The sequence below is a fragment of the Acinetobacter sp. AR2-3 genome, assembly GCF_001878775.1.
Taxonomy (GTDB): Bacteria; Pseudomonadota; Gammaproteobacteria; order Pseudomonadales; family Moraxellaceae; genus Acinetobacter; species Acinetobacter lwoffii_D.
Map to the genome: position 1 here is coordinate 12,483 of NZ_MJIQ01000021.1, position 19,507 is coordinate 31,989.

16 protein-coding genes, 2 tRNA genes and 1 pseudogene are annotated in these 19,507 nt (G+C 42.1%); 8 read left to right on the top strand and 11 right to left on the bottom strand.

What is annotated here, in order from left to right; translation table 11 throughout:
• The 4 genes and pseudogenes from BFN00_RS01455 to BFN00_RS01470 all read right to left on the bottom strand — a co-directional run.
• Positions 1-1,332 carry a hypothetical protein gene (locus BFN00_RS01455; protein ID WP_071850242.1) on the bottom strand — a complete coding sequence of 444 codons (1,332 nt, stop codon included), beginning with the start codon at positions 1,330-1,332 and terminating at the stop codon, positions 1-3.
• A 100-nt stretch (positions 1,333-1,432) separates the two neighbouring features.
• Complete coding sequence (locus tag BFN00_RS01460; RefSeq protein WP_067727928.1) at positions 1,433-2,398, bottom strand: DNA/RNA non-specific endonuclease; 966 nt, start codon at positions 2,396-2,398, stop codon at positions 1,433-1,435.
• Between the two features lie 47 nt (positions 2,399-2,445).
• Positions 2,446-3,357 (bottom strand): DNA/RNA non-specific endonuclease, encoded by a 912-nt coding sequence (locus BFN00_RS01465; RefSeq protein WP_071850243.1) that lies wholly within the window; start codon positions 3,355-3,357, stop codon positions 2,446-2,448.
• Between the two features lie 168 nt (positions 3,358-3,525).
• Positions 3,526-4,035 (bottom strand): annotated as a pseudogene (locus tag BFN00_RS01470) (DNA/RNA non-specific endonuclease); the annotation flags it as partial.
• Between the two features lie 264 nt (positions 4,036-4,299).
• Here BFN00_RS01470 and BFN00_RS01475 point away from each other — a divergent pair.
• Positions 4,300-4,869, top strand: coding sequence for a hypothetical protein (locus BFN00_RS01475; protein WP_071850244.1), 570 nt, complete (start codon positions 4,300-4,302; stop codon positions 4,867-4,869).
• 81 nt (positions 4,870-4,950) lie between these two features.
• Here BFN00_RS01475 and BFN00_RS01480 read toward each other — a convergent pair whose 3' ends face one another.
• Positions 4,951-6,831: a potassium transporter Kup gene (locus BFN00_RS01480; protein WP_071850245.1), complete on the bottom strand. Its 1,881-nt coding sequence runs from the start codon at positions 6,829-6,831 to the stop codon at positions 4,951-4,953.
• A 122-nt stretch (positions 6,832-6,953) separates the two neighbouring features.
• Between BFN00_RS01480 and BFN00_RS01485 the strand changes: the two genes are divergently transcribed.
• From BFN00_RS01485 to BFN00_RS01495, 3 genes are all read left to right on the top strand, one after another.
• Positions 6,954-7,044, top strand: a tRNA-Ser gene (locus BFN00_RS01485).
• Between the two features lie 458 nt (positions 7,045-7,502).
• Entirely contained in the window at positions 7,503-7,730 is a 228-nt protein-coding gene (locus BFN00_RS01490; RefSeq protein ID WP_004647282.1) for a hypothetical protein, read from the top strand.
• A 204-nt stretch (positions 7,731-7,934) separates the two neighbouring features.
• A tRNA-Thr gene (locus BFN00_RS01495) sits at positions 7,935-8,010 on the top strand.
• A gap of 76 nt (positions 8,011-8,086) precedes the next feature.
• On the opposite strand, the gene BFN00_RS01500 is transcribed toward BFN00_RS01495, so the two are convergent.
• Both BFN00_RS01500 and BFN00_RS01505 read right to left on the bottom strand, forming a co-directional pair.
• Complete coding sequence (locus tag BFN00_RS01500; RefSeq protein ID WP_071850246.1) at positions 8,087-8,935, bottom strand: SAM-dependent methyltransferase; 849 nt, start codon at positions 8,933-8,935, stop codon at positions 8,087-8,089.
• A 3-nt stretch (positions 8,936-8,938) separates the two neighbouring features.
• Entirely contained in the window at positions 8,939-10,246 is a 1,308-nt protein-coding gene (locus BFN00_RS01505; protein ID WP_071850247.1) for an FAD-dependent oxidoreductase, read from the bottom strand.
• 32 nt (positions 10,247-10,278) lie between these two features.
• Between BFN00_RS01505 and BFN00_RS15750 the strand changes: the two genes are divergently transcribed.
• Positions 10,279-10,536, top strand: coding sequence for a hypothetical protein (locus tag BFN00_RS15750; RefSeq protein WP_143115410.1), 258 nt, complete (start codon positions 10,279-10,281; stop codon positions 10,534-10,536).
• Between the two features lie 331 nt (positions 10,537-10,867).
• Here BFN00_RS15750 and ahpC read toward each other — a convergent pair whose 3' ends face one another.
• From ahpC to BFN00_RS01525, 4 genes are all read right to left on the bottom strand, one after another.
• Positions 10,868-11,431, bottom strand: coding sequence for an alkyl hydroperoxide reductase subunit C (gene ahpC / locus BFN00_RS01510; protein WP_005105379.1), 564 nt, complete (start codon positions 11,429-11,431; stop codon positions 10,868-10,870).
• Positions 11,432-11,742: 311 nt separating this feature from the next.
• Entirely contained in the window at positions 11,743-12,330 is a 588-nt protein-coding gene (gene ssb / locus BFN00_RS01515; protein ID WP_005245776.1) for a single-stranded DNA-binding protein, read from the bottom strand.
• 51 nt (positions 12,331-12,381) lie between these two features.
• Positions 12,382-13,746, bottom strand: a complete 1,365-nt coding sequence (locus BFN00_RS01520; protein WP_071850248.1) for an MFS transporter — start codon at positions 13,744-13,746, stop codon at positions 12,382-12,384.
• A 153-nt stretch (positions 13,747-13,899) separates the two neighbouring features.
• The gene (locus BFN00_RS01525; protein ID WP_071850249.1) at positions 13,900-14,988 is read right to left on the bottom strand and encodes a DUF475 domain-containing protein; all 1,089 of its coding nucleotides are present in this window, start codon (positions 14,986-14,988) and stop codon (positions 13,900-13,902) included.
• 222 nt (positions 14,989-15,210) lie between these two features.
• Here BFN00_RS01525 and tenA point away from each other — a divergent pair, with 222 nt between their 5' ends.
• The 3 genes from tenA to uvrA all read left to right on the top strand — a co-directional run bounded on the left by tenA (position 15,211) and on the right by uvrA (position 19,487).
• Complete coding sequence (gene tenA, locus BFN00_RS01530; RefSeq protein ID WP_071850250.1) at positions 15,211-15,882, top strand: thiaminase II; 672 nt, start codon at positions 15,211-15,213, stop codon at positions 15,880-15,882.
• A gap of 223 nt (positions 15,883-16,105) precedes the next feature.
• Positions 16,106-16,474: a hypothetical protein gene (locus tag BFN00_RS01535; RefSeq protein WP_004281385.1), complete on the top strand. Its 369-nt coding sequence runs from the start codon at positions 16,106-16,108 to the stop codon at positions 16,472-16,474.
• A gap of 181 nt (positions 16,475-16,655) precedes the next feature.
• Positions 16,656-19,487: an excinuclease ABC subunit UvrA gene (gene uvrA, locus BFN00_RS01540; RefSeq protein ID WP_071850251.1), complete on the top strand. Its 2,832-nt coding sequence runs from the start codon at positions 16,656-16,658 to the stop codon at positions 19,485-19,487.
• Positions 19,488-19,507 lie beyond the last annotated feature (20 nt).

Genomic DNA, 19,507 nt, shown 5'->3' on the forward strand with positions numbered 1-19,507 from the left:
TTAATTTACTTGCTCTAAACTGCTTAATTCAATCTGTGGCGTACCTCTATATGACGTAATTTCACCAGAAATACAGATACTATTACCCACATATTGATTCAAATTTCCAAAATTAGAAATATCACTTGACCAAACGACAGCTGTTAAATTTTGTCTAGGATAATTATTACCAAAATTTAAATATATGCCTTTTGAAAATTCTTTTATTTGTACAACCTGTCCACAAACTTTCCTGTATTCACCAATATATTTTGACGCGTCGCTAGCATGTATAAATGATGAGTCTTCTGTATGTGATTCAATATTCTGCTCCTGAGCAGTAACCTGTTCCACTTCAATTTGAGGTGAATCATTCACTAGAGGATCAATGTCTGGAGACTCATTAGAAATTTTATTAAAAGAAGGTTCAGAGTCCACAATTTTGCTTACTGTATCTTTAGAATCAGTATATTTAATATCTGAAGATTTTTCATTTTTCAAAATATATGTAGTTATACCTACTATAAAAATAACTATGAGCCCTAATAAAGCCATATGGATATGCTTTATACCAACAGATTTATTTGATGTAACTATTAATTCAGGACTAGTATTAAGCACTTGTTCCGGCCATTGTAGGTTTGTAGCACTTACCTCTTTATCTTGTTTAGATTCTGGGTTGATGTCTTCTTTTGACTTTGCCTTCAATTCATCAATCTGTTGGCTAAGCCCTTTCATCATTTGTGCAATATTTTTTAATTCATCAGTAGTTCCTACCTCATTCGGAGCTTCTTTTTTCTCAGCCATTTGTGCTTTTAAAGCCATAATTGCTGAGTTTAACTTTTTAAGTTCCTGCTCATGATTATTTTTTATGCTAAGTTCTTTTACCTCCAGTAATTCTTTTTGATAATCACTTAGAGATTTTTGTATCTGTTTTCTAGACTCTGCATCATTCATGTGCTTAATTTTTTGCTTATATAAAATTGTCTGAATTTCGTTGATAACTCTATTTGGATTATTCAACCAAGTCGTATTTGCATAACGTACTAAAGTACCAACATTAGCAACTAATGCATTTTGTCTTTCTAAAGTTTTTTCCAATAGATCATTTTGAAATTTAAAACGACCATCAAGCTCGATTGATAAAAAATACCCTTTTTCTGCATTTTTTATACAAAAGTCAATATAACGATTACCTCCATCAAAATCAGTAAAATGATATTGAGGAATAACATCCTCTGGCTTTAAACCATTAATTTTTTTAAGGATATCAATAACAAATCTTTCTTCAAAATCTACAGGGTGCTGCATCAATTTCCTATTGGAATCTAACCAATTTTCCCAAGTTTGCATCATGCACCCTAAATAATAATATTAAAAATATTGTATTAATAAATAAAGTTTTTTCATCAAAAATTAGAATAACTTCTTTGTTGATATTATCATAAACAACTTATTCAAAGCTAAACTTCTTCTGAAGCATGCTTATATCTTTTTCTGAAATATCAGTTGCACATTGACTTTCGGCATCCCAATAAGAATATTCAATTTCTTTATCTGATGCTAAGTCATTTGGGCTTAAAGGAAGACTATATGTATTTCTTTTTTGATCTTCCTCTAACTGAGGAAAAATATTAATTCCAGTGAGATCTTCCAACGCACATACACTGATCACCTGCACTTTTGGAACAGTATTTTTCAGGGTATTTTCGGCATAGTACACACCTGCAACCCCTGTTTTTGGCATATATATGGCTTTATAGGTTGCTGTTGGAACAATGACCCCCCTACCTATCGTTTTAAGTTTTTTCGTAGCAAATACTGGTCCAGTAACCACATATACATCTTGATTCTTCTTAATCGCAATACCCCGTATTAAATATTCTATTTTTGTTAGTACTTCTAAATTTGCAACTGGTGCTATATTCGCCAATGAAAAACTGTCAAATTGAGCAGTTTTATTTGGCATATCTGCATTTGGAGCTAAACGCCAACGAATATATCCAGAACCACGATAGTCTGAAAGCTTAGAACGATAATCAAGAGGAATCCTTTCCTCTTCATGAAAATTAACTTCTCTAGGCACATTTTGACTTAATCGTTGAACAGTTAAACGCTCAGCTACCCAAAGTGGAGTTTTTGATACTCCTGAGTACATCAGATTAAAACCATTAAAACATAATGGATAAGTATCTCTCTGCAAACTCTCTTTATTTAAATAGGGTGGAACATTTTTGTAAAACTGTTCTAAGCATTTTTTATCCCCTATTGGATAGAGCTTAACCAAAGTTGTTGATACCTGATCATAATAGAAAGCTAATCCAAAACTACTGATTGCTATAATTGCTAAAACTACTTTAATAAAATTTCCAGATAAAAAACCAGAGTCAGTTTTATATTGACTTTTATGTTTTGGCATAACAATCCGACTAATTAATAAAAATATACATTATTTAAAATAATCTCTTAATGAAGAATTTTAACAATTAAACTTTGCAGAAAGTTCTGCAACCATTCCAAAAATTTTGATTTTATATTCTCAATGAATATATCTTGTTCTTTAACAGGCTGACTAGATGAATTATAACTAGACCCATTACTGTTAATGAATCCAAATTTTATTCCTGTCTCAGTAACAAATTCTTCATAAGATATTGGTTCAGGTACAATCTTTATAGATTCATTTTTAATGAGATATACCCAAACTTTATCTTCGCTAGGGTTATAAATTAATTTAAATATTCTAGATGGTTTCCAAACTCTATTTTTACCGATCTTAACTGAATTTTCTTTTTTATCGAAAATAATGCCAGAAAGAATATAAGTATCTCCTTCAGATCTTAAGATATATTTTCTAACATCAGTCTCAATTTTTTTCCATGGACCTCTATTATTGTCTGAATCTTGCGGAAAAATATTAGATAATGCAAAAGTTTGAGCCATACCCCGAGCCGTAATTGAATTACCAGCTGGTACTAGATGTCCTCTATCAACGCTAGGCCGAACATTTTTATAATCAGATGCTTTTGCTCTACCATTAGTAGGTGTTCTAGGATCAGAATAAAAGAAATCTGTCCGTTTCAAACCTTCGCTTTTATTTTTAATTTGTTTAGCACTTAATTTTTCAATAACTAGAAGCGGTGTTTTAGTACGATCTGAATATACTACAGCAAAGTTATCAGAACATAGCTCCCTTATACTCCACTTCATCTTATTAAAATATGTTAACTCAGTTGTCTCTTTTGGATTTTTTTTAGGAAATAAATCAGAACAACCATCAAATGAATTTTGTTTTTGTTTACTGCTATATAATTCTATCGGTCTTTTCTTAGCAATTTCTGAATAATCTATACCACTAATATTTTCTTTAGCAAACACTAATGAACTATTTAGGCAGATACTAAATATGATTAAATAAAAACTAAATTTCACGATTATCAACTTAATAAAAAATTTATATGATATAAAAATATGACTATCATATTTCTATAATTATTTAAAAACAAATACTTAATACCAAATATGATATGATTAGATGGACAGAATTTGTGGTATCATATTGGCCAATGAAAAACTGTCAGACTGCGCAGCCTTGTTAGACATATCGGCATTCGGCGCCATATGACCACGGTCATAACCTGAACCTCGATAATCTGCCAATGTCGCACGGTGTTCAGGCTTTACTGCTGTTTCTTCATGGAAACTGTCCTCACGAGGAATTTTTTTTTGACTTAAACGTGATACCGTAAGTGCTTCCGCCACCCACAGTGGTGTTTTTGATACCCCTGAGTACATCATATTAAATCCATTAAAGCATAATGAATAAGTATCTGATTTGAGACTAGGACGAATTAAGTAAGGCGGCACATCCCGATAAAACTGGTCCAGACAGGCAGAATTGCTGGAAGAGGATAGTGACACCCACTGACTGATTTTTTCCTGGCCAAAAGCGATGGCGAAGCTGCTCGAAGCCACCACGCCCAGAATGACTTTAATACTATTATCATTTAAAAACTGAAAAAAAGAGTTCTTGGATTTACGCTGCTTCTTGGCCATTCTTACACGTACTTTTTAGATCAATACAGATTTTGACCGAGCTTAACAAGCTGTATAAGTGAAGTATATCTTGGCTCTACCATTCGTTTACTAAATAAACAATAACTATCTAAAACCCCAGGTAGTTGTAACAAACTGTCTAATTTTATTTCTTTTTAAATGAGGTTTCTCTGTGTTTGCGTAGCTTTGTTTGGCCCAATGGATTGAGTGTGTAAAGCTAACGGCCTATCTCAATTCGTACAATTATTAGCAATGGTGTCAATCATGAATTCCAAACTCTCTAAAGCATTAGGTTTAGGATTATTCACAAGTGTGATGAGCGTAGCGGCATTTGCCGAGCCACCGGTTCAACCAGGTAAAACACTTGAAAGCTTGTCTAAAGCTAAAATCAGTACCAAGGTGAATGGTCAGGAAGCCTCTTTAGAAAGCTTGGTGAATTCTGGTCAGATCCGTCTGGTCGATCCGCGCACAGCAGCACCGCAACCAGCCATGCCAAATACACAGGCACCGATGCCCAACGATCCAGCGATGACTCAGGCACCAAATTCAGGCACTGTTTCCCCTCAACCACCTGTCACAGAACCAGGTATGAATGAATCAGAGTTGCCGGCCAATCTGGTTGAACCAGCCACTGAATCAGAAGTAGAAGCCAGTACGTCTATGACGATGCCTCAACAACCAGCACTGGAAGAACAACAAGCAGCTGTGACTGAAGCAGATGTGAGCAATGAACAAACTGAAATTGCGGCTCAATCTGATGCAGAGCCAGTACTGATGGAAGAACCTTTAAATGCTGCACCTGAAGTGCCGGCTGCGGTAGAACTCGAACAATAATCTGAAACTCATTTATTTATTGTTTCTCTCATAAAAAAACCAGAGTGTGCCTCTGGTTTTTTTTTATGCTTTTTATTTTATTTACATCTGAATCTGGGTGCCCAGCTCGACCACACGGTTGGGTGGAATTTGATAGAAATCACTGACCGGACTGGTATTGCGCTGCATAGAAATAAACAGCTTTTCCCGCCATGGTGCCATGCCCTCACCCACAGTATGCATAATCCGTTCACGTGAAATAAAGAAACTGATCTGCATCAGGTCATATTCAAAATCCCATTGCTCATAGGCCTGTTGTAAAGCTTCCGGAATATTCGGCTGATCCTTAAAACCATAATAGATAAACACCCGGTAAAAATGCTCACTCAGTTTTTCCAGTTCAATCCGGTCCTGCCTGTCAACAAAAGGAATATCCCGGGTAATCACCGTCAACATGATATTGCGTTCATGCAAGACCTTATTGTGCTTAATATTATGCAACATGGCATGCGGAACAATATTTGGTGTACCGGTCAGGAAAATGGCATCGCCTGGCACAAACTTGGTGCCTTCCCCCATCGAAATACTTTTAATAAACAGATCAATCGGCAAGGCATCCTGTTCCAGCCGGTTCAGTACCAACGCACGCCCGTCTTTCCAGGTCATGAGAATCGTAAACAGTACCGCACCAATCAGAATTGGCACCCAGCCACCCGAAGCGATTTTCAAGGACGTTGAGGCCACAAAGACTAAATCCAGTGCCAGGAATGGTACAGCAAATAACGCTACTTTCCAGACCGGCCAACGCCAGAAGCCATAGGCCAGAATCGAGATCAAAATGGTGCCGCAGAGCATGGTCATGGTCACCGCAACGCCATAAGCACTGGCCAGATTGGCACTATTTTCAAACAGTAAAATCAGGATCAAGACCGAAATAAACAGCAGCCAGTTAATAAAGGGCAGATAAATCTGGCCACGTTCGACTGCCGAGGTATGCTTGACCGATAGACGCGGCAAATAACGCAATTGAATGGCCTGATTGACCATCGAAAATACCCCGGTAATCACCGCCTGCGAGGCAATGACCGCTGCAGCCGTGGCCAGTCCAATCATCGGGAATAAAGCCCAGTCTGGCAGCAGCATATAGAAAGGATTGGCCAGCGCTTCTGGACTGCGCAACAACAATGCGCCCTGTCCGGCATAATTCAGCAATAAACAGGGCAAGACAATAATAAACCAGGCCAGACGAATTGGCAGACGACCGAAATGCCCCATATCGGCATAAATTGCTTCCCCCCCGGTCATGGTCAGAATCACCGCGCCCATGGTCAGGAAAGCCACGTAGGGCTGATCAACCACAAAGTGATATGCCCAGTACGGATTCACCATCCAGAGGACAGACGGGGTCTGGATAATGCTCCACAAACCAAAACCGCCAATGGACAGGAACCAGAGCATGGTTAAAGGCCCGAAAAATTTCCCCATGGTGGCTGTACCGTGACGCTGCACCATAAACAGCCCCGCCAGAATTCCAATCGATAGCGGTACCAGCCATTGATTGAAAATAGGTGTCGCAATACTCAGGCCTTCAATGGCTGAGAGCACGGAGATTGCCGGAGTAATAATCCCATCACCAAAAAATAGTGATGCACCGACAAAGCCCAAAGCAATCAGGAATATTTTCTTTTGATCAGAGATTCGTGTGGTACGCAGGTTTAATGCCAGCAGTGACATGATCCCGCCTTCGCCGTTATTATCGGCACGCATGATTACCATGACGTATTTAAAGCTGATGGTAAGCATCATGCACCAGAAAATCAGGGACAGGATGCCGAGTACAGAAGCTTCGCTAATGGCGAGGTGTGCGGTGAGGAAGCATTGGCGCAGTGCATAGAGCGGACTGGTACCAATATCTCCGAAAACGACCCCAAGCGCAGCCAGTGTAATCACTGGGAGAGCTGCCTTTTGTGCAGTGCTTTGCATATATTGTCTTCGTTTTTTAACAAGCATTTTTACGAATCATAGCACCGCATTAAAAGTTTTTCTGCAAATCAATTGTTTCAGCTTGGCACAGCTGGTTTTTTTCGCTATTATCCTCGGCCTATGGTGAGGTGTCCGAGTGGCTGAAGGAGCACGCCTGGAAAGTGTGTAAACGTTTATAGCGTTTCGAGGGTTCGAATCCCTCTCTCACCGCCAGAATTTAAAAACCCGAATCACATGATTCGGGTTTTTTATATTTAATTTTATCCATCATCCTATCCAGCAAAAAAAATCATCTGCTTAGATCTTAAAATATTATTATCAATCACCTTATGCAAATCATTGAATTGATATCAAGCCTCGTTCATAAAAATCTTTTGCAACAGAACACTTACGCTCAATTCTATTTTTAAAATTTTCATTTTTCATCAGCCAGAAAACTGATGAATTGTGCAGTTTCTGTACGCCATTCATTTCAGGTTTTTATTTATGTGTTCAAACAAAAAACTGGCACAGAAATAGCTTAATTTTATTGTCATCAAAGCTATGTTATGTTGCTTATAAATCAACTAAAAGGAGAATAAAAACCACAGGATAGAAAGAAATAACCAAGTGAACCGAGCCATTCAAATTTGAAGTTAAAAAATAGATACACTGCTATTCGGAGAGCGAACATGAATAACAGCGCAAACTATGCCAAACAGATTAAAAATGCAAAACGTGGCGGTTATACCCCAACTATTGCCAAGGACATCAATAAACATAAAATTCAAAAAGCCTTGAGACTCATCGAACAGTGGAGAAGCCTCGCTCAAGAACTCAAACCTCAAATGCAGTTTGATATGGCCTTTACTTTAGAGGAATGTGCACAAGAATTAGATCGCATCCTGAAAAACAGATAAACCTTATAACCGACTCATATCCAGAACCAATCCTGTGCTTTCACCCTCGCCCATATCTTCACATATGGGCGATTTCTTTGCGCATAGCCCAAAACAGAACTTTTCATCCATCGGGTCAAAATAAACAAATCCTGCCGAAACAGTTTAAACGGTTATTTTTTGGCTTGCGTGACCAAAAAAAATCTGTAAAATGCACTCCACCATGCCGGCATAGCTCAGTTGGTAGAGCAACTGACTTGTAATCAGTAGGTCCACAGTTCGAATCCGTGTGCCGGCACCATATCTTAGCCTCGCTTTTTAGTGAGGCTTTGATGTTTCTGGGTTTTGGTATTTTCAGCTGAGTTTTCTTGCACTTTCTAGTGCTTCGATTGTGCCGTCACTTGCACATATCTCACAATCCCTTCCTGATATAATTTTCGGCATAGTTTCGCTGTCATCTGAATTTTAAAATGATCCAGTTTTGAACCTTGAGCCTGATCATCTGATGCTTTTGAATTCAAAGTTTTTTGCACATAATCCGCAAAGCCTGAAAATACCGGCTCAGACAGATCCTGAATCTGGATATTTTTAAATTCAAAACGATCCAGACAGGCATATAATGCACCCACTGTCATTAAATCTTTTAAATTCACATCGGCAGATTTCAATAAAAACTGATATTTACGCCGTTGTAATGCATTTAAATTTTCCCAACGCTCGGACAAAACCAGATGATGAAAACCAATCCGTGCATTTGAATTTAAAACACTACGGATCTGCTCCAAGAATAAAGGCACAGGACTGTGATAAGCCGCATCCAGACACAGCACCACATCAAAACGCTGGGAAAATGGCAATTCTTTTAAACGCAAAAATGACGCCTGATAAATGGCATTCAGTTCTGGCAGATGTTGCTGAATATTAGCTACACAAGCAGCCTGCAGCTCAACCCCCGCCAGATATTGCACCTGATAGTGTTGTTGCCAGTACAGCAAACTTGCACCCTGACCGCAGCCTAAATCCAGCAGTTTATCTTTTGAATTTAAATTTACAGTTTGTGCAAGGTGATCGGTGAGCATACGACAGGCAGCCGCATAATCCTGCTGACCGGCTTGCCAATATCCTAAATTGCTCCAGGGCAATTGCGCATGATCGCCCAACACAGCGGCATCAATTGCATACTTGTGCTGAGGAAGACGCTGACGCAGTGCCTGAAGCCATTGCATGGATTAATAACCCAGTTGTGGAGCCACCTCAACCACAGGTTTTAAACCTTGGAATGGTAAAGGTGCACCAAAAATTTCCGCAATTTTCATCGCTGAAGTCACTGCCGATTCCAGAATTGGCAAACCGTCACATGACCATGAGCCACAGAAGAAGACCTTACGGTTGGCATCCAGATGACGTTGCTGCAATTCCTTATTCAGTGCCACGGTATTGGCATCGACCACTGCACGCGTCAGCATGACCGATTTGATCACTTTCTTCGGATCAATGTCGGTTACCGGACGCCAGGTCTGAAACACGGCCGACTTGCCGACCAAAGAAGGTTCAATCGAGTTAAGCCACACGGTAAATTGCTGACGGGTAAATTTACGGTCCATCATATAGCTGAGTACGGCCCAGTCTTTACGTTTTGGCGGCATCACGCTGGCATCGGTATGAATCACCAGTTCGCCCTGTTCGAATTTGAATTTCTTCAATAATTCAATTTCACTGGCAAACTGTTCTGGATCCAGGAACTCCTCAATTTTGGTGGTCGGTGTCGCGACAATCACCCGGTCAAACAGTTTTGAATAACCGGCCGCATTTTCAACTTTGACCTGATCGCCCTGCTCTTGTACCAGTGTAATTGCTGAACCGTCTTCAATTTGAATGCCTTCAATCAGCTTATCGACCAACGCTGGTGTACCGCCTTGCAGACGCAGTAACGCATCGCCATCGGTTAATTGACGCAGAAAAATTAACAACGGTTTAGCTGGCCATTCACCAATGGTTTTCGGATTGCAGGTACAGATGGTATATAGCACCGGCATCACCGCACCGTGCCAGAACACTTCTTCAATCTCGTTACGATTGATAAATTCTGCCAGGCTGATGTCCTGATTTTTCGATTTAAAGAATTTGGTCAATGCAACTTTTAACTGCAACAGGCCTTTGACCAGACGCCAGCCATACTGCTGCAGGCCTTTACGGTTATTGATAATCGGGATATTGCCAATTCGGCTACGCGATGTGGTCAGCCAGGTTTCAGTTTTATCTTCAAATAACCAGCTGCAGGCCATATAGGTCCGCACCGGATAAGTTTTAATGCCCAGATGCGTGGCCAGACTCAGGGTGTTTTTCCACAGATAGGGGTTCATCACACGTAAAGGTGCGTCAATCAGGCCCCCTTCAAATTCAAGGCTATGACTGTCCATGCCGCGACCTGGAAGTGCTTCAAAAATCGTGATGTGATGCCCTGCGTCCTGGAGAATTCTGGCTGTAGCCAGTCCGGCCATGCCACTACCAATTACTGCGATATCCAAACTGATCATCCGTCATTGAAAAACTACAGAAATTATGTACCATGCGCCAATCAAACAGGTTATTAAAATCTTCCAGAATATATATTTTTCGTAAAGGCCTTTTTGTTCAATTTCACCTGCTTTTTATTCATTTTTTTGCAGCAGTTAAAATTCCATCAAATATAGGATTTTATTTATATTTTTATTTAAAAGATAAAAAAATTACTTTAAAAACAAATAATTTAATTAACCATTTTTATAATCCTTGGTTGACAAAAACTTTCAAAATACCTATGATTCGCAGCATAAGAAAACCATAAATTCATCCGGTTCCATTCAGATGCATTTATGCGAAAATTGTTTAAAACGACAAGAAACTACAGCGCCTTATAAAATAAAAGCCTCTGCGAAAGCAGAGGCTTCTTTGTTTTCAGGCCTGGTTGATCATGCAGCATGGTATTGAGCTTACTTGATTGCCTCTCATAAGCCGCTTAAAAAGCATAGAGTGCAATTCCTCAATCCTCATGTTGTTCTCAAATAGAAATCAAATGGCATGATTTTTTTGTCTAGAATTCATAAATCTCTAAACTAAAAAAATAAAAAATCCAGCAACTTATGCTGGATTTTTTGCTTCAAAGAACTAGGTTTGAATTAGATTTTACCCACCAGGTCGATTGACGGCGCTAGTGTAGCCTCGCCTTCTTTCCATTTTGCTGGACAAACTTCACCTGGGTGCGCATGTACATATTGTGCAGCTTTCACTTTACGAAGAAGCTCTTGTGCATCACGGCCAATACCACCCGCGTTGATTTCAATGATCTGGATTTTACCTTCTGGATCAATCACGAAAGTACCACGATCTGCCAGACCTTCAGCTTCAATCAATACTTCGAAGTTTTTAGACAAAGTCCAGGTTGGATCACCAATCAATGGATACTGGATTTTACCAATCACGTCAGAGGTATCATGCCAAGCTTTATGGGTGAAATGAGTATCGGTAGACACGCCATAGATTTCTACACCCATTTTCTGGAATTCAGCATACTGATCAGCAAGATCGCCTAATTCAGTTGGACAAACAAAGGTGAAATCTGCAGGATAGAAAAACACCACTGACCATTTTCCTTTCAGGTCTTGCTCAGAAACTTCAATGAACTGACCATTGTGGTAAGCAGTTGCATTGAATGATTTGATTTCAGTATTGATTAAACTCATGAGATATTTCCTCTGGCTTATTTCTGGGATTGCTTATCTTGTGAAGCTAGAATACGAAAAATTTCAAAATAGGTAAAACCGCAAATTTTTATAAAAATGATCGCTTTTTTAGATCATTAATTTCTATTAGTATTGTTAATCTCATTTATTTTCTCGATGCAGAGTTGTGCTGATCAAAAGCAAGATAATGCTTTAACACTTATGATTCTTCTAATAAGTTGGGCTTTATGCAAACTCAATACCAATCTTCAAGACATAAAAAACCCACCGCATTCAGGTGGGTTTTAATGATGATTTACCGTTCTAATAGATCAAAATGGAAGGTCATCATCTAGATCTGCTGCAGGTGCTGCTGTTGGAGCAGGTGCAGATTTTGGCGCAAAACCACTCGGATTATTATTGCCATAACCGCCGCCCTGGTTGTTGCTAAAACCGCCTTGCTGTGGCGCTGAACCATAACCTGATTGCGGGTTATTGCCATAACCACCCTGGTTGTTGTTCGCCTGATTATTGTTATTAAAGCGTGGCTGGTTAAAGCTGCTCTCGCCCTGATCATTTTGAGGACGGCTAGAGTCTAACATCTGCATTTGTTCACCACGAATTTCCGTCGTATAGCGCTCCTGACCATTCTGGTCAGTCCACTGACGGGTACGTAATGAACCTTCAATATATACTTTTGAGCCTTTACGAAGATATTGCTGTGCAATTTCACCTAAACGGTTATGCAACACGATACGGTGCCATTCCGTTTGTTCTTTACGTTCACCGGTACTTTTATCTGTCCACGAATCGCTGGTTGCGATCGAGAATTGAGTGAGAGAGCCACCATTTGCAAAAGTTTTGGTTTCCGGATCTTTACCCAAAGTACCCACTAAAATAACTTTATTTACACCACGCATTTGCCGTTTACTTCCTATATATTTCTGTATTTTACTTTATAAGAGTTATGCTTAAATGGCTACCTCTTTACCCAACAAGTGCGTTAATTGTTGTCGCGAAGCATCATCAATCTGCTGTTTATCGACTTTTACATAGGCAACTTGCTGTTCAGACATCACCACGACCTCTTCAATACCACGAATCGCCAAAAGCTGAGAAGTCCATTCGTCAGTTTGTCTGCTTTCCGGCAAACGCAACACCAGCGATGACAGATAGCGTGGCTGTGCCAGTCCTAAACTCATCAGCAGCCAGATTATCGCGATCCCTGTCAGGATACTCCAGCCCATCGAGGTATTGTTCAGCAGTAATAATTGTCCGCCAATCATACCGCCAAAGAACGCCCCTAAAAACTGGCTACTGGCATTCACGCCCATCGCGGTGGCTTTGGACTGGATCGGTGCCGCTTTCGATAACCAGGACGGCAACAGAGCTTCCATGACATTAAAGGCAATGAAGAACAGTCCTAGACCAATCAGCAAGACATATTTGGATTCAAAACCAAATGCCATCACCATCAAACCCAGAATAATACCGGTAATGGCTACCAGAAAAATTGCGCGCATTTTGTGGTATTTTTCTGCCAGGATAATACTTGGAAAAGCAAAGAACAGGCTCAGTACCAACAGCGGCAAATATACCCAGCCATGACTAGAAAGTGGTAGATCAGCAAATTCGATCAGCTGTGAAGGTACATAGATAAACATTGCAGTGAGCAATAAATGCAGGGTAAAGACGGAGACATGCAGACGATTCAGATCCCCGATTTTGATTACCTGTTTCAACTGTGCCAGATAGCCTTGCTGAAAGTTTTTATGATGCCGCGTGACTTTAGGCACCATCAACAGCATGGCAATCGCCGCCAGGCCCATCACCGTAGTCACCCAGAATAATCCCGAGATGCCAACCAGACCCGTCAGCCAAGGCCCCAGACTAAAGGCCACCACAAAAGACAGGCCGATACTCATGCCCATCATCGCCATGGCTTTCATGCGGTTTTCTTCACGGGTGACATCTGCCAGCAACGCCATCACCACAGCAGATACTGCACCACCACCGGCGATCGCTCGGCCGATAATCACGCCATAAATGGTGTCCGACATGGCCGCAATTGCACCGCCCAGCGCAAATAGTAGCAGCCCTAAAACCACCAGTGGCTTACGGCTGTAACGGTCGGCAATCAGGCTGAATGGAATCTGCAATAAAGCCTGGGTCAGACCATAGACCCCGACCGCCAAACCGATCAGTGCAGGTGTTGCATATTGATATGCCTGCCCTGCCACAGAAAACACCGGGATAATCATAAACAACCCCAGCATGCGCAGTGCAAAAATACTGCTCAGGGCAAAGGTTGAACGACGTTCTAAAGCATTCATCATAAATTATGGCGATTGGGTTAATTAATCTGGAGCCCAGATTATAGGACATTCAGCTCATTAATAAGACATGAATTTTATTTGAAATAAAGATGATGCCAATCTAAAAACAAAAAAGCGCAGCCGGAGCTACGCTTTTTATTCAGGAACAGCGCTTTATTTGTCTAAAGCCGCCTGACGCTTTTTGTATTGAATCGAGGCAAATACTGCCCAAACAATAAAGGCTACACCGATCAGACCGGTTACCACTTCTGGCACATGCAGACCGGTTCCGCTGGCAATCATAATGAAAGCCAGTGCACCGATGGCATAATGCGCACCATGTTCCAGGTAGATATAAGCATCCAATGTGCCCTGCTCAACCAGATAAATCGTCATTGAACGGACAAAGATCGCACCAATTGCCAGACCCAGCATGATGATGACCACGTCTGAGGTAATCGCAAAGGCACCGATCACGCCATCAAAACTGAAAGAGGCATCCAGGACTTCTAGATAGAGGAAACCACCAATACCGGCTTTCACTACACCCGTCGGTACGCCATTTTCATCATGACGAATGGCATTGCCTTCTTCATCGACTTCCGGTTCACCACCGAGCATATGGCTCAGAACCTGCACACCGATATAAATCACGATGCCCCAGATCCCCGCCATAGTCACTGCCAGACGCTTAGCTTCATCGACATTGGCTGCCATAATTAACAAGGCTACCAGTGCGATAAACACCGACATCGCCGGTACATTGGCCAGATTGGACAGACGGCGTTCCACCCGTCTGAACCAATGCGTGTCTTTTTCTTCATCCAGGAAGAAGTTCAGGAATACCATCAACAGAAAAGCACCACCAAAAGCAGCAATCTCAGGATGATGTGCCATTAAACGTGCTGAATATTCTTTCGGATCATTCAGGGCCAGACGTACCACTTCCATAAAGTCCAGGTCTGCAGTCACTGCAACAATGACCACTGGGAAGATCAAACGCATCCCGAAAACTGCAATCAGAATACCGACTGTCAGGAACAGCATTTTCCAGAAATGATCCCAACCCCGTAGGACTGAGGCATTGACAACCGCGTTATCAAAGGACAACGACACTTCCATAATCGCCAGAATAGCGGTAATGGTCAGCGCTGTGAGCATGGTTTGCAGGCCTGCGTCCGGACCATGGGTATAACCCCAATACGCAGATAAACCAAGACACACGATCGAAAATGCAATCGAGAAACCAAAATGTTTCAACATACACAACGACCTTGGATAAATTAAATAAATGTATGGCTGCGAGAGAGCAGCTATACGAATAGGAAAAGTTAAGCTAATTATGAAACTTTTAGCGCATAAACCAAAGCACTTCCTGAGCTGTTTTATCTTATTTTCTGTTTTTAGAATTTGCCGATCTTTTAAACAGCCCGATCTTTGCTATAGTGCCGCATGGTTTAACTTGAACTGCGAAGGATTTTCAGCATGAGTTTTTCACAAGAGGTATGGCAACGTAATCTCGGACTTTATCAGAAGACCCTGGCCTTGCCCTTTAATCAGCAACTGGCGCAAGGTACTTTAAGCCGTGAAGCCTTTAGTCATTATGTGATTCAGGATGCGCATTATTTACTCGCCTATGGTCGTGCACTGGCCGTGTGTGCCGCCAAAGCTTTTGAAGCGGACGATGTAATCCAGTTTGCCGAGGCAGCCAAAATAGCGATTGTGGTGGAACGTAGCCTGCATGATGGCTTTATGCAGGATTTTGGCATTAGCAAAGAGCAGTTTGAAAATACCCCGCTGACTCTGGCGTGTCACCACTATACTTCTTATCTGACTTCGACCGCCTGGTCAGAAAGCTACCCGGTGGTGCTGGCCTCGTTGCTGCCTTGTTTCTGGATTTATGCCGAAGTTGGCAAAGATATTGTCGACAACTCTGCGCTGAATAATCCGTATCAAGCCTGGGTGGATACCTATTCAGGAGAGGAATTCCACACTGCGGTACGGAATGTGATTGCAACCGTTGACCGTGTTGCGGCGCGTGTCGATGCAGATACACTGGAAAAAATGCATGCAGCTTATACGCATGCTGCCCGTCTGGAATGGTTATTCTGGCATAGTGCCTTTGAGCAACGCCAGTGGCCTGGTCTGGATGAATAAGACGGACGAATAAAAAAAGCCCTGTTTAAGACAGGGCTTTTTGGTTATAGCCGTTTAAAAAAATTTCTACTGTCATAAACCGATCATAAAAACGGCTTAGTCTGAAAAAAACAAGGATAGAACGGGCCACTACGCTAGACCTAGCTATAAGCCCAAAATTGCCGCACAATAATTGAGAATAATTATCAATTAATAAATTCAATCCCGGAAAGAGGCAGACAATATGGACACTTTAGGCACCGAAGCGATTCGGGCATTTTTTACCCTGCAATGTTGCTGGTTCAACAATGAAGAAATCTATCTGGAACAAGGCTGTCTAGATTGTGGTTCGGCAGCCACTTATCTGATTTACCATACCAACACGCATATCCAGAAACATCTGCTGAAATTTATTGAAAAGTATCGCTGTCATCAGGCACGCCGTAACGATTTGCTCGACCTGGATTTTTTCCGAAAAGACTATGAGGACTTTCTGCACATTCTGGAAAATGAAGTCAATTTTTATGCACGTCTGCATCATGATGTGCTACGTGACCGCTGTTTTGAAGAGATTGAGTCGATCTTTGAACGCCGTTATGCAGCGGCTTGTTAAGTATTTACCTTGTACATGATGATTGTGAATATTTAAATGATCTGCTGTTGTGTTTCTTAATGTTGTGATGAATTGACCAATCACCGACATAACTTGACGTTTAAAATACTTTTATTTGCACTTGAACATTTTTCATCCGGTATCATATAAGGGTTTTTGATGAATATTCTAGGATCCTTGCATGAGCCAAAGCCACATCCGTATTCGAGGCGCACGTACCCATAACCTGAAAAATGTGAACCTTGATATACCACGCGACAAGTTTGTGGTGATTACGGGACTGTCTGGTTCAGGAAAGTCCTCGCTTGCCTTTGATACCTTATATGCCGAAGGTCAGCGCCGTTATGTGGAATCGCTGTCTGCCTATGCCCGCCAGTTCCTCTCCCAGATGGAAAAACCGGAAGTGGATTCTATTGAAGGCTTGAGTCCAGCGATTGCCATCGAACAGAAATCTACCAGTCATAACCCGCGTTCGACCGTGGGTACCATTACCGAAATTTATGACTATTTACGCCTGCTGTATGCGCGTGTCGGTACACCGTTCTGTCCTGAACATGATCTGCCGATGGTGGCACAAACGGTTACTGAAATGGTCGATGCAGTCAAAGCATTAGAAGAAGGCACTGCTCTTTTACTATTAGCACCGGTGGTGCGTGAACGTAAAGGTGAATATACGGCGCTGTTTGAACAGCTACAAAGCCAGGGTTTCGTCCGCGCCCGCGTCGATGGCGAGATCATGGAAATTGATCCGCCACCTGAACTGGACAAAAAGAAAAAACATACCATTGAAGTGGTGGTGGACCGTTTTAAAGTCCGTGATGACTTAGGTAACCGCATTGCAGAAAGTTTTGAAACCGCGCTACGTTTAGGTGGTGATATCGCGATTTTATCCTGGATGAAGGGCGAGCATAACGATCGTGTGTTTTCAGCCAAACACTCCTGCCCGGAATGTGACCGTGCAGTGGCTGAACTGGAACCACGCCTGTTTTCATTCAACAATCCTTTTGGTGCCTGTCCGGTCTGTGATGGTCTAGGGACCCGCAGCCATTTCAGTGCCGACAAACTGATTCCTAATCCTGAGGTCAGCGTTAGCCAAGGCGCGATTCGTGGTTGGGACCGTCAGCGTCCTTACTATTACAGCATGATCCAGAAAGTCGCCGAGCATTTTGGTTTTTCTCTGGAAACTCCATGGAATGAACTGGATGCCGACACCAAGAAGAAATTTCTCTACGGCACTGGCAAAGAAAAAATTGATCTGAGCTATATCGATGAACGTGGCCGATGTCATAATCGGGTCATTCCTTTTGAAGGGATTTTGCCGCATCTGGAACGCCGTTATCGTGAAACTGAAAGTAATTATGTGCGTGATGATCTGGCGCAGTATTTATCCAATGCTGCCTGTGATGCCTGTGATGGTTCACGTCTGAATGAAATTTCGCGTAATGTGAAAATTCTGGACAAGACCATTGCTGACATTACCCGCATGTCGATCGGCGATGCTGAAAGTTATTATCAGGGCATTCATCTGGAAGGTGCACGCGGTGAAATCGCCGACAAGATTTTCAAGGAAATCCGTGAACGTCTACATTTTCTGGTATCGGTTGGCCTGAATTATCTGAGTCTGTCCCGTTCTGCCGAAACCCTTTCGGGCGGTGAAGCACAGCGAATTCGTCTGGCTTCACAGATCGGTGCCGGTTTGATGGGCGTGATGTATGTGCTGGATGAGCCGTCAATTGGTTTGCATCAACGTGATAACGACCGTCTATTACAGACCTTGATCCGTCTGCGTGATCTGGGCAATACCGTGCTGGTGGTCGAGCATGATGAAGATGCGATTCGTGCCGCCGATCATATTATTGATATCGGTCCGGGTGCCGGTGTGCATGGTGGGCATGTGATTGCCGAAGGAACGTATGATGAAATTCTGGCCAATCCGGACTCGCTGACCGGAAAATATTTATCCGGAAAATTAAAAATTGAAGTGCCGAAAAAACGGATTCAACCGCCTAAGCCTAAAGAACAGATCAAGCTGATGGGAGCATCCGGGCATAACCTGAAAAAAGTCGATCTGACCATTCCTTTAGGTATTATGACCTGTGTTACCGGGGTGTCCGGTTCAGGTAAATCGACCTTGATTAACCGGACTTTGTTACCTTTGGCGGCGACCCAGCTCAATGGTGCCACCACTTTAACTTCGGAAAAGTTTGAATCGATTGATGGTTTACAGTTCCTCGACAAAGTGGTGGATATTGACCAGAGTCCGATTGGACGTACCCCGCGTTCCAATCCGGCGACTTATACCGGCCTATTTACCCCGATTCGTGAACTGTTTTCACAGACGCAAGAAGCCAAGGCACGCGGTTATGCTGCCGGTCGTTTCTCGTTTAACGTGAAAGGTGGCCGCTGTGAAGCCTGTGAAGGTGACGGCATGATCAAGGTAGCGATGCACTTCCTACCGGATATGTATGTGCCATGTGATGCCTGTCATGGCAAACGCTATAATCGTGAAACGCTGGAAGTAAACTATAAGGGCAAGAATATTTCCGATGTCTTGCAGATGACCGTTGAAGATGCCATGCATTTCTTCGATGCGATTCCGGTGATTCACCGTCGTCTGGAAACATTACATCAGGTCGGTTTGGGTTATATCCGTCTGGGTCAGTCTGCGACCACTCTTTCTGGTGGTGAAGCACAGCGTGTCAAACTGGCACGTGAACTGGCCAAACGCGATACTGGTCAAACCCTATATATTCTGGATGAACCGACCACGGGTCTGCATTTCCATGATATTGCCAAACTGCTGGATATCCTGCATCAGCTCCGTGACAAGGGCAATACCATCGTGGTCATTGAGCATAATCTGGACGTGATTAAAACTGCTGACTGGGTCGTGGACTTAGGTCCTGAAGGTGGTTCAGGTGGTGGTATGATTGTTGCGGAAGGTACGCCTGAACAGGTTGTGAAAGTGAAAGCGTCACATACGGGTAAATTCTTGAAGCCGTTGTTGAAGTAATTTTTTTTAAATCCTCCCCA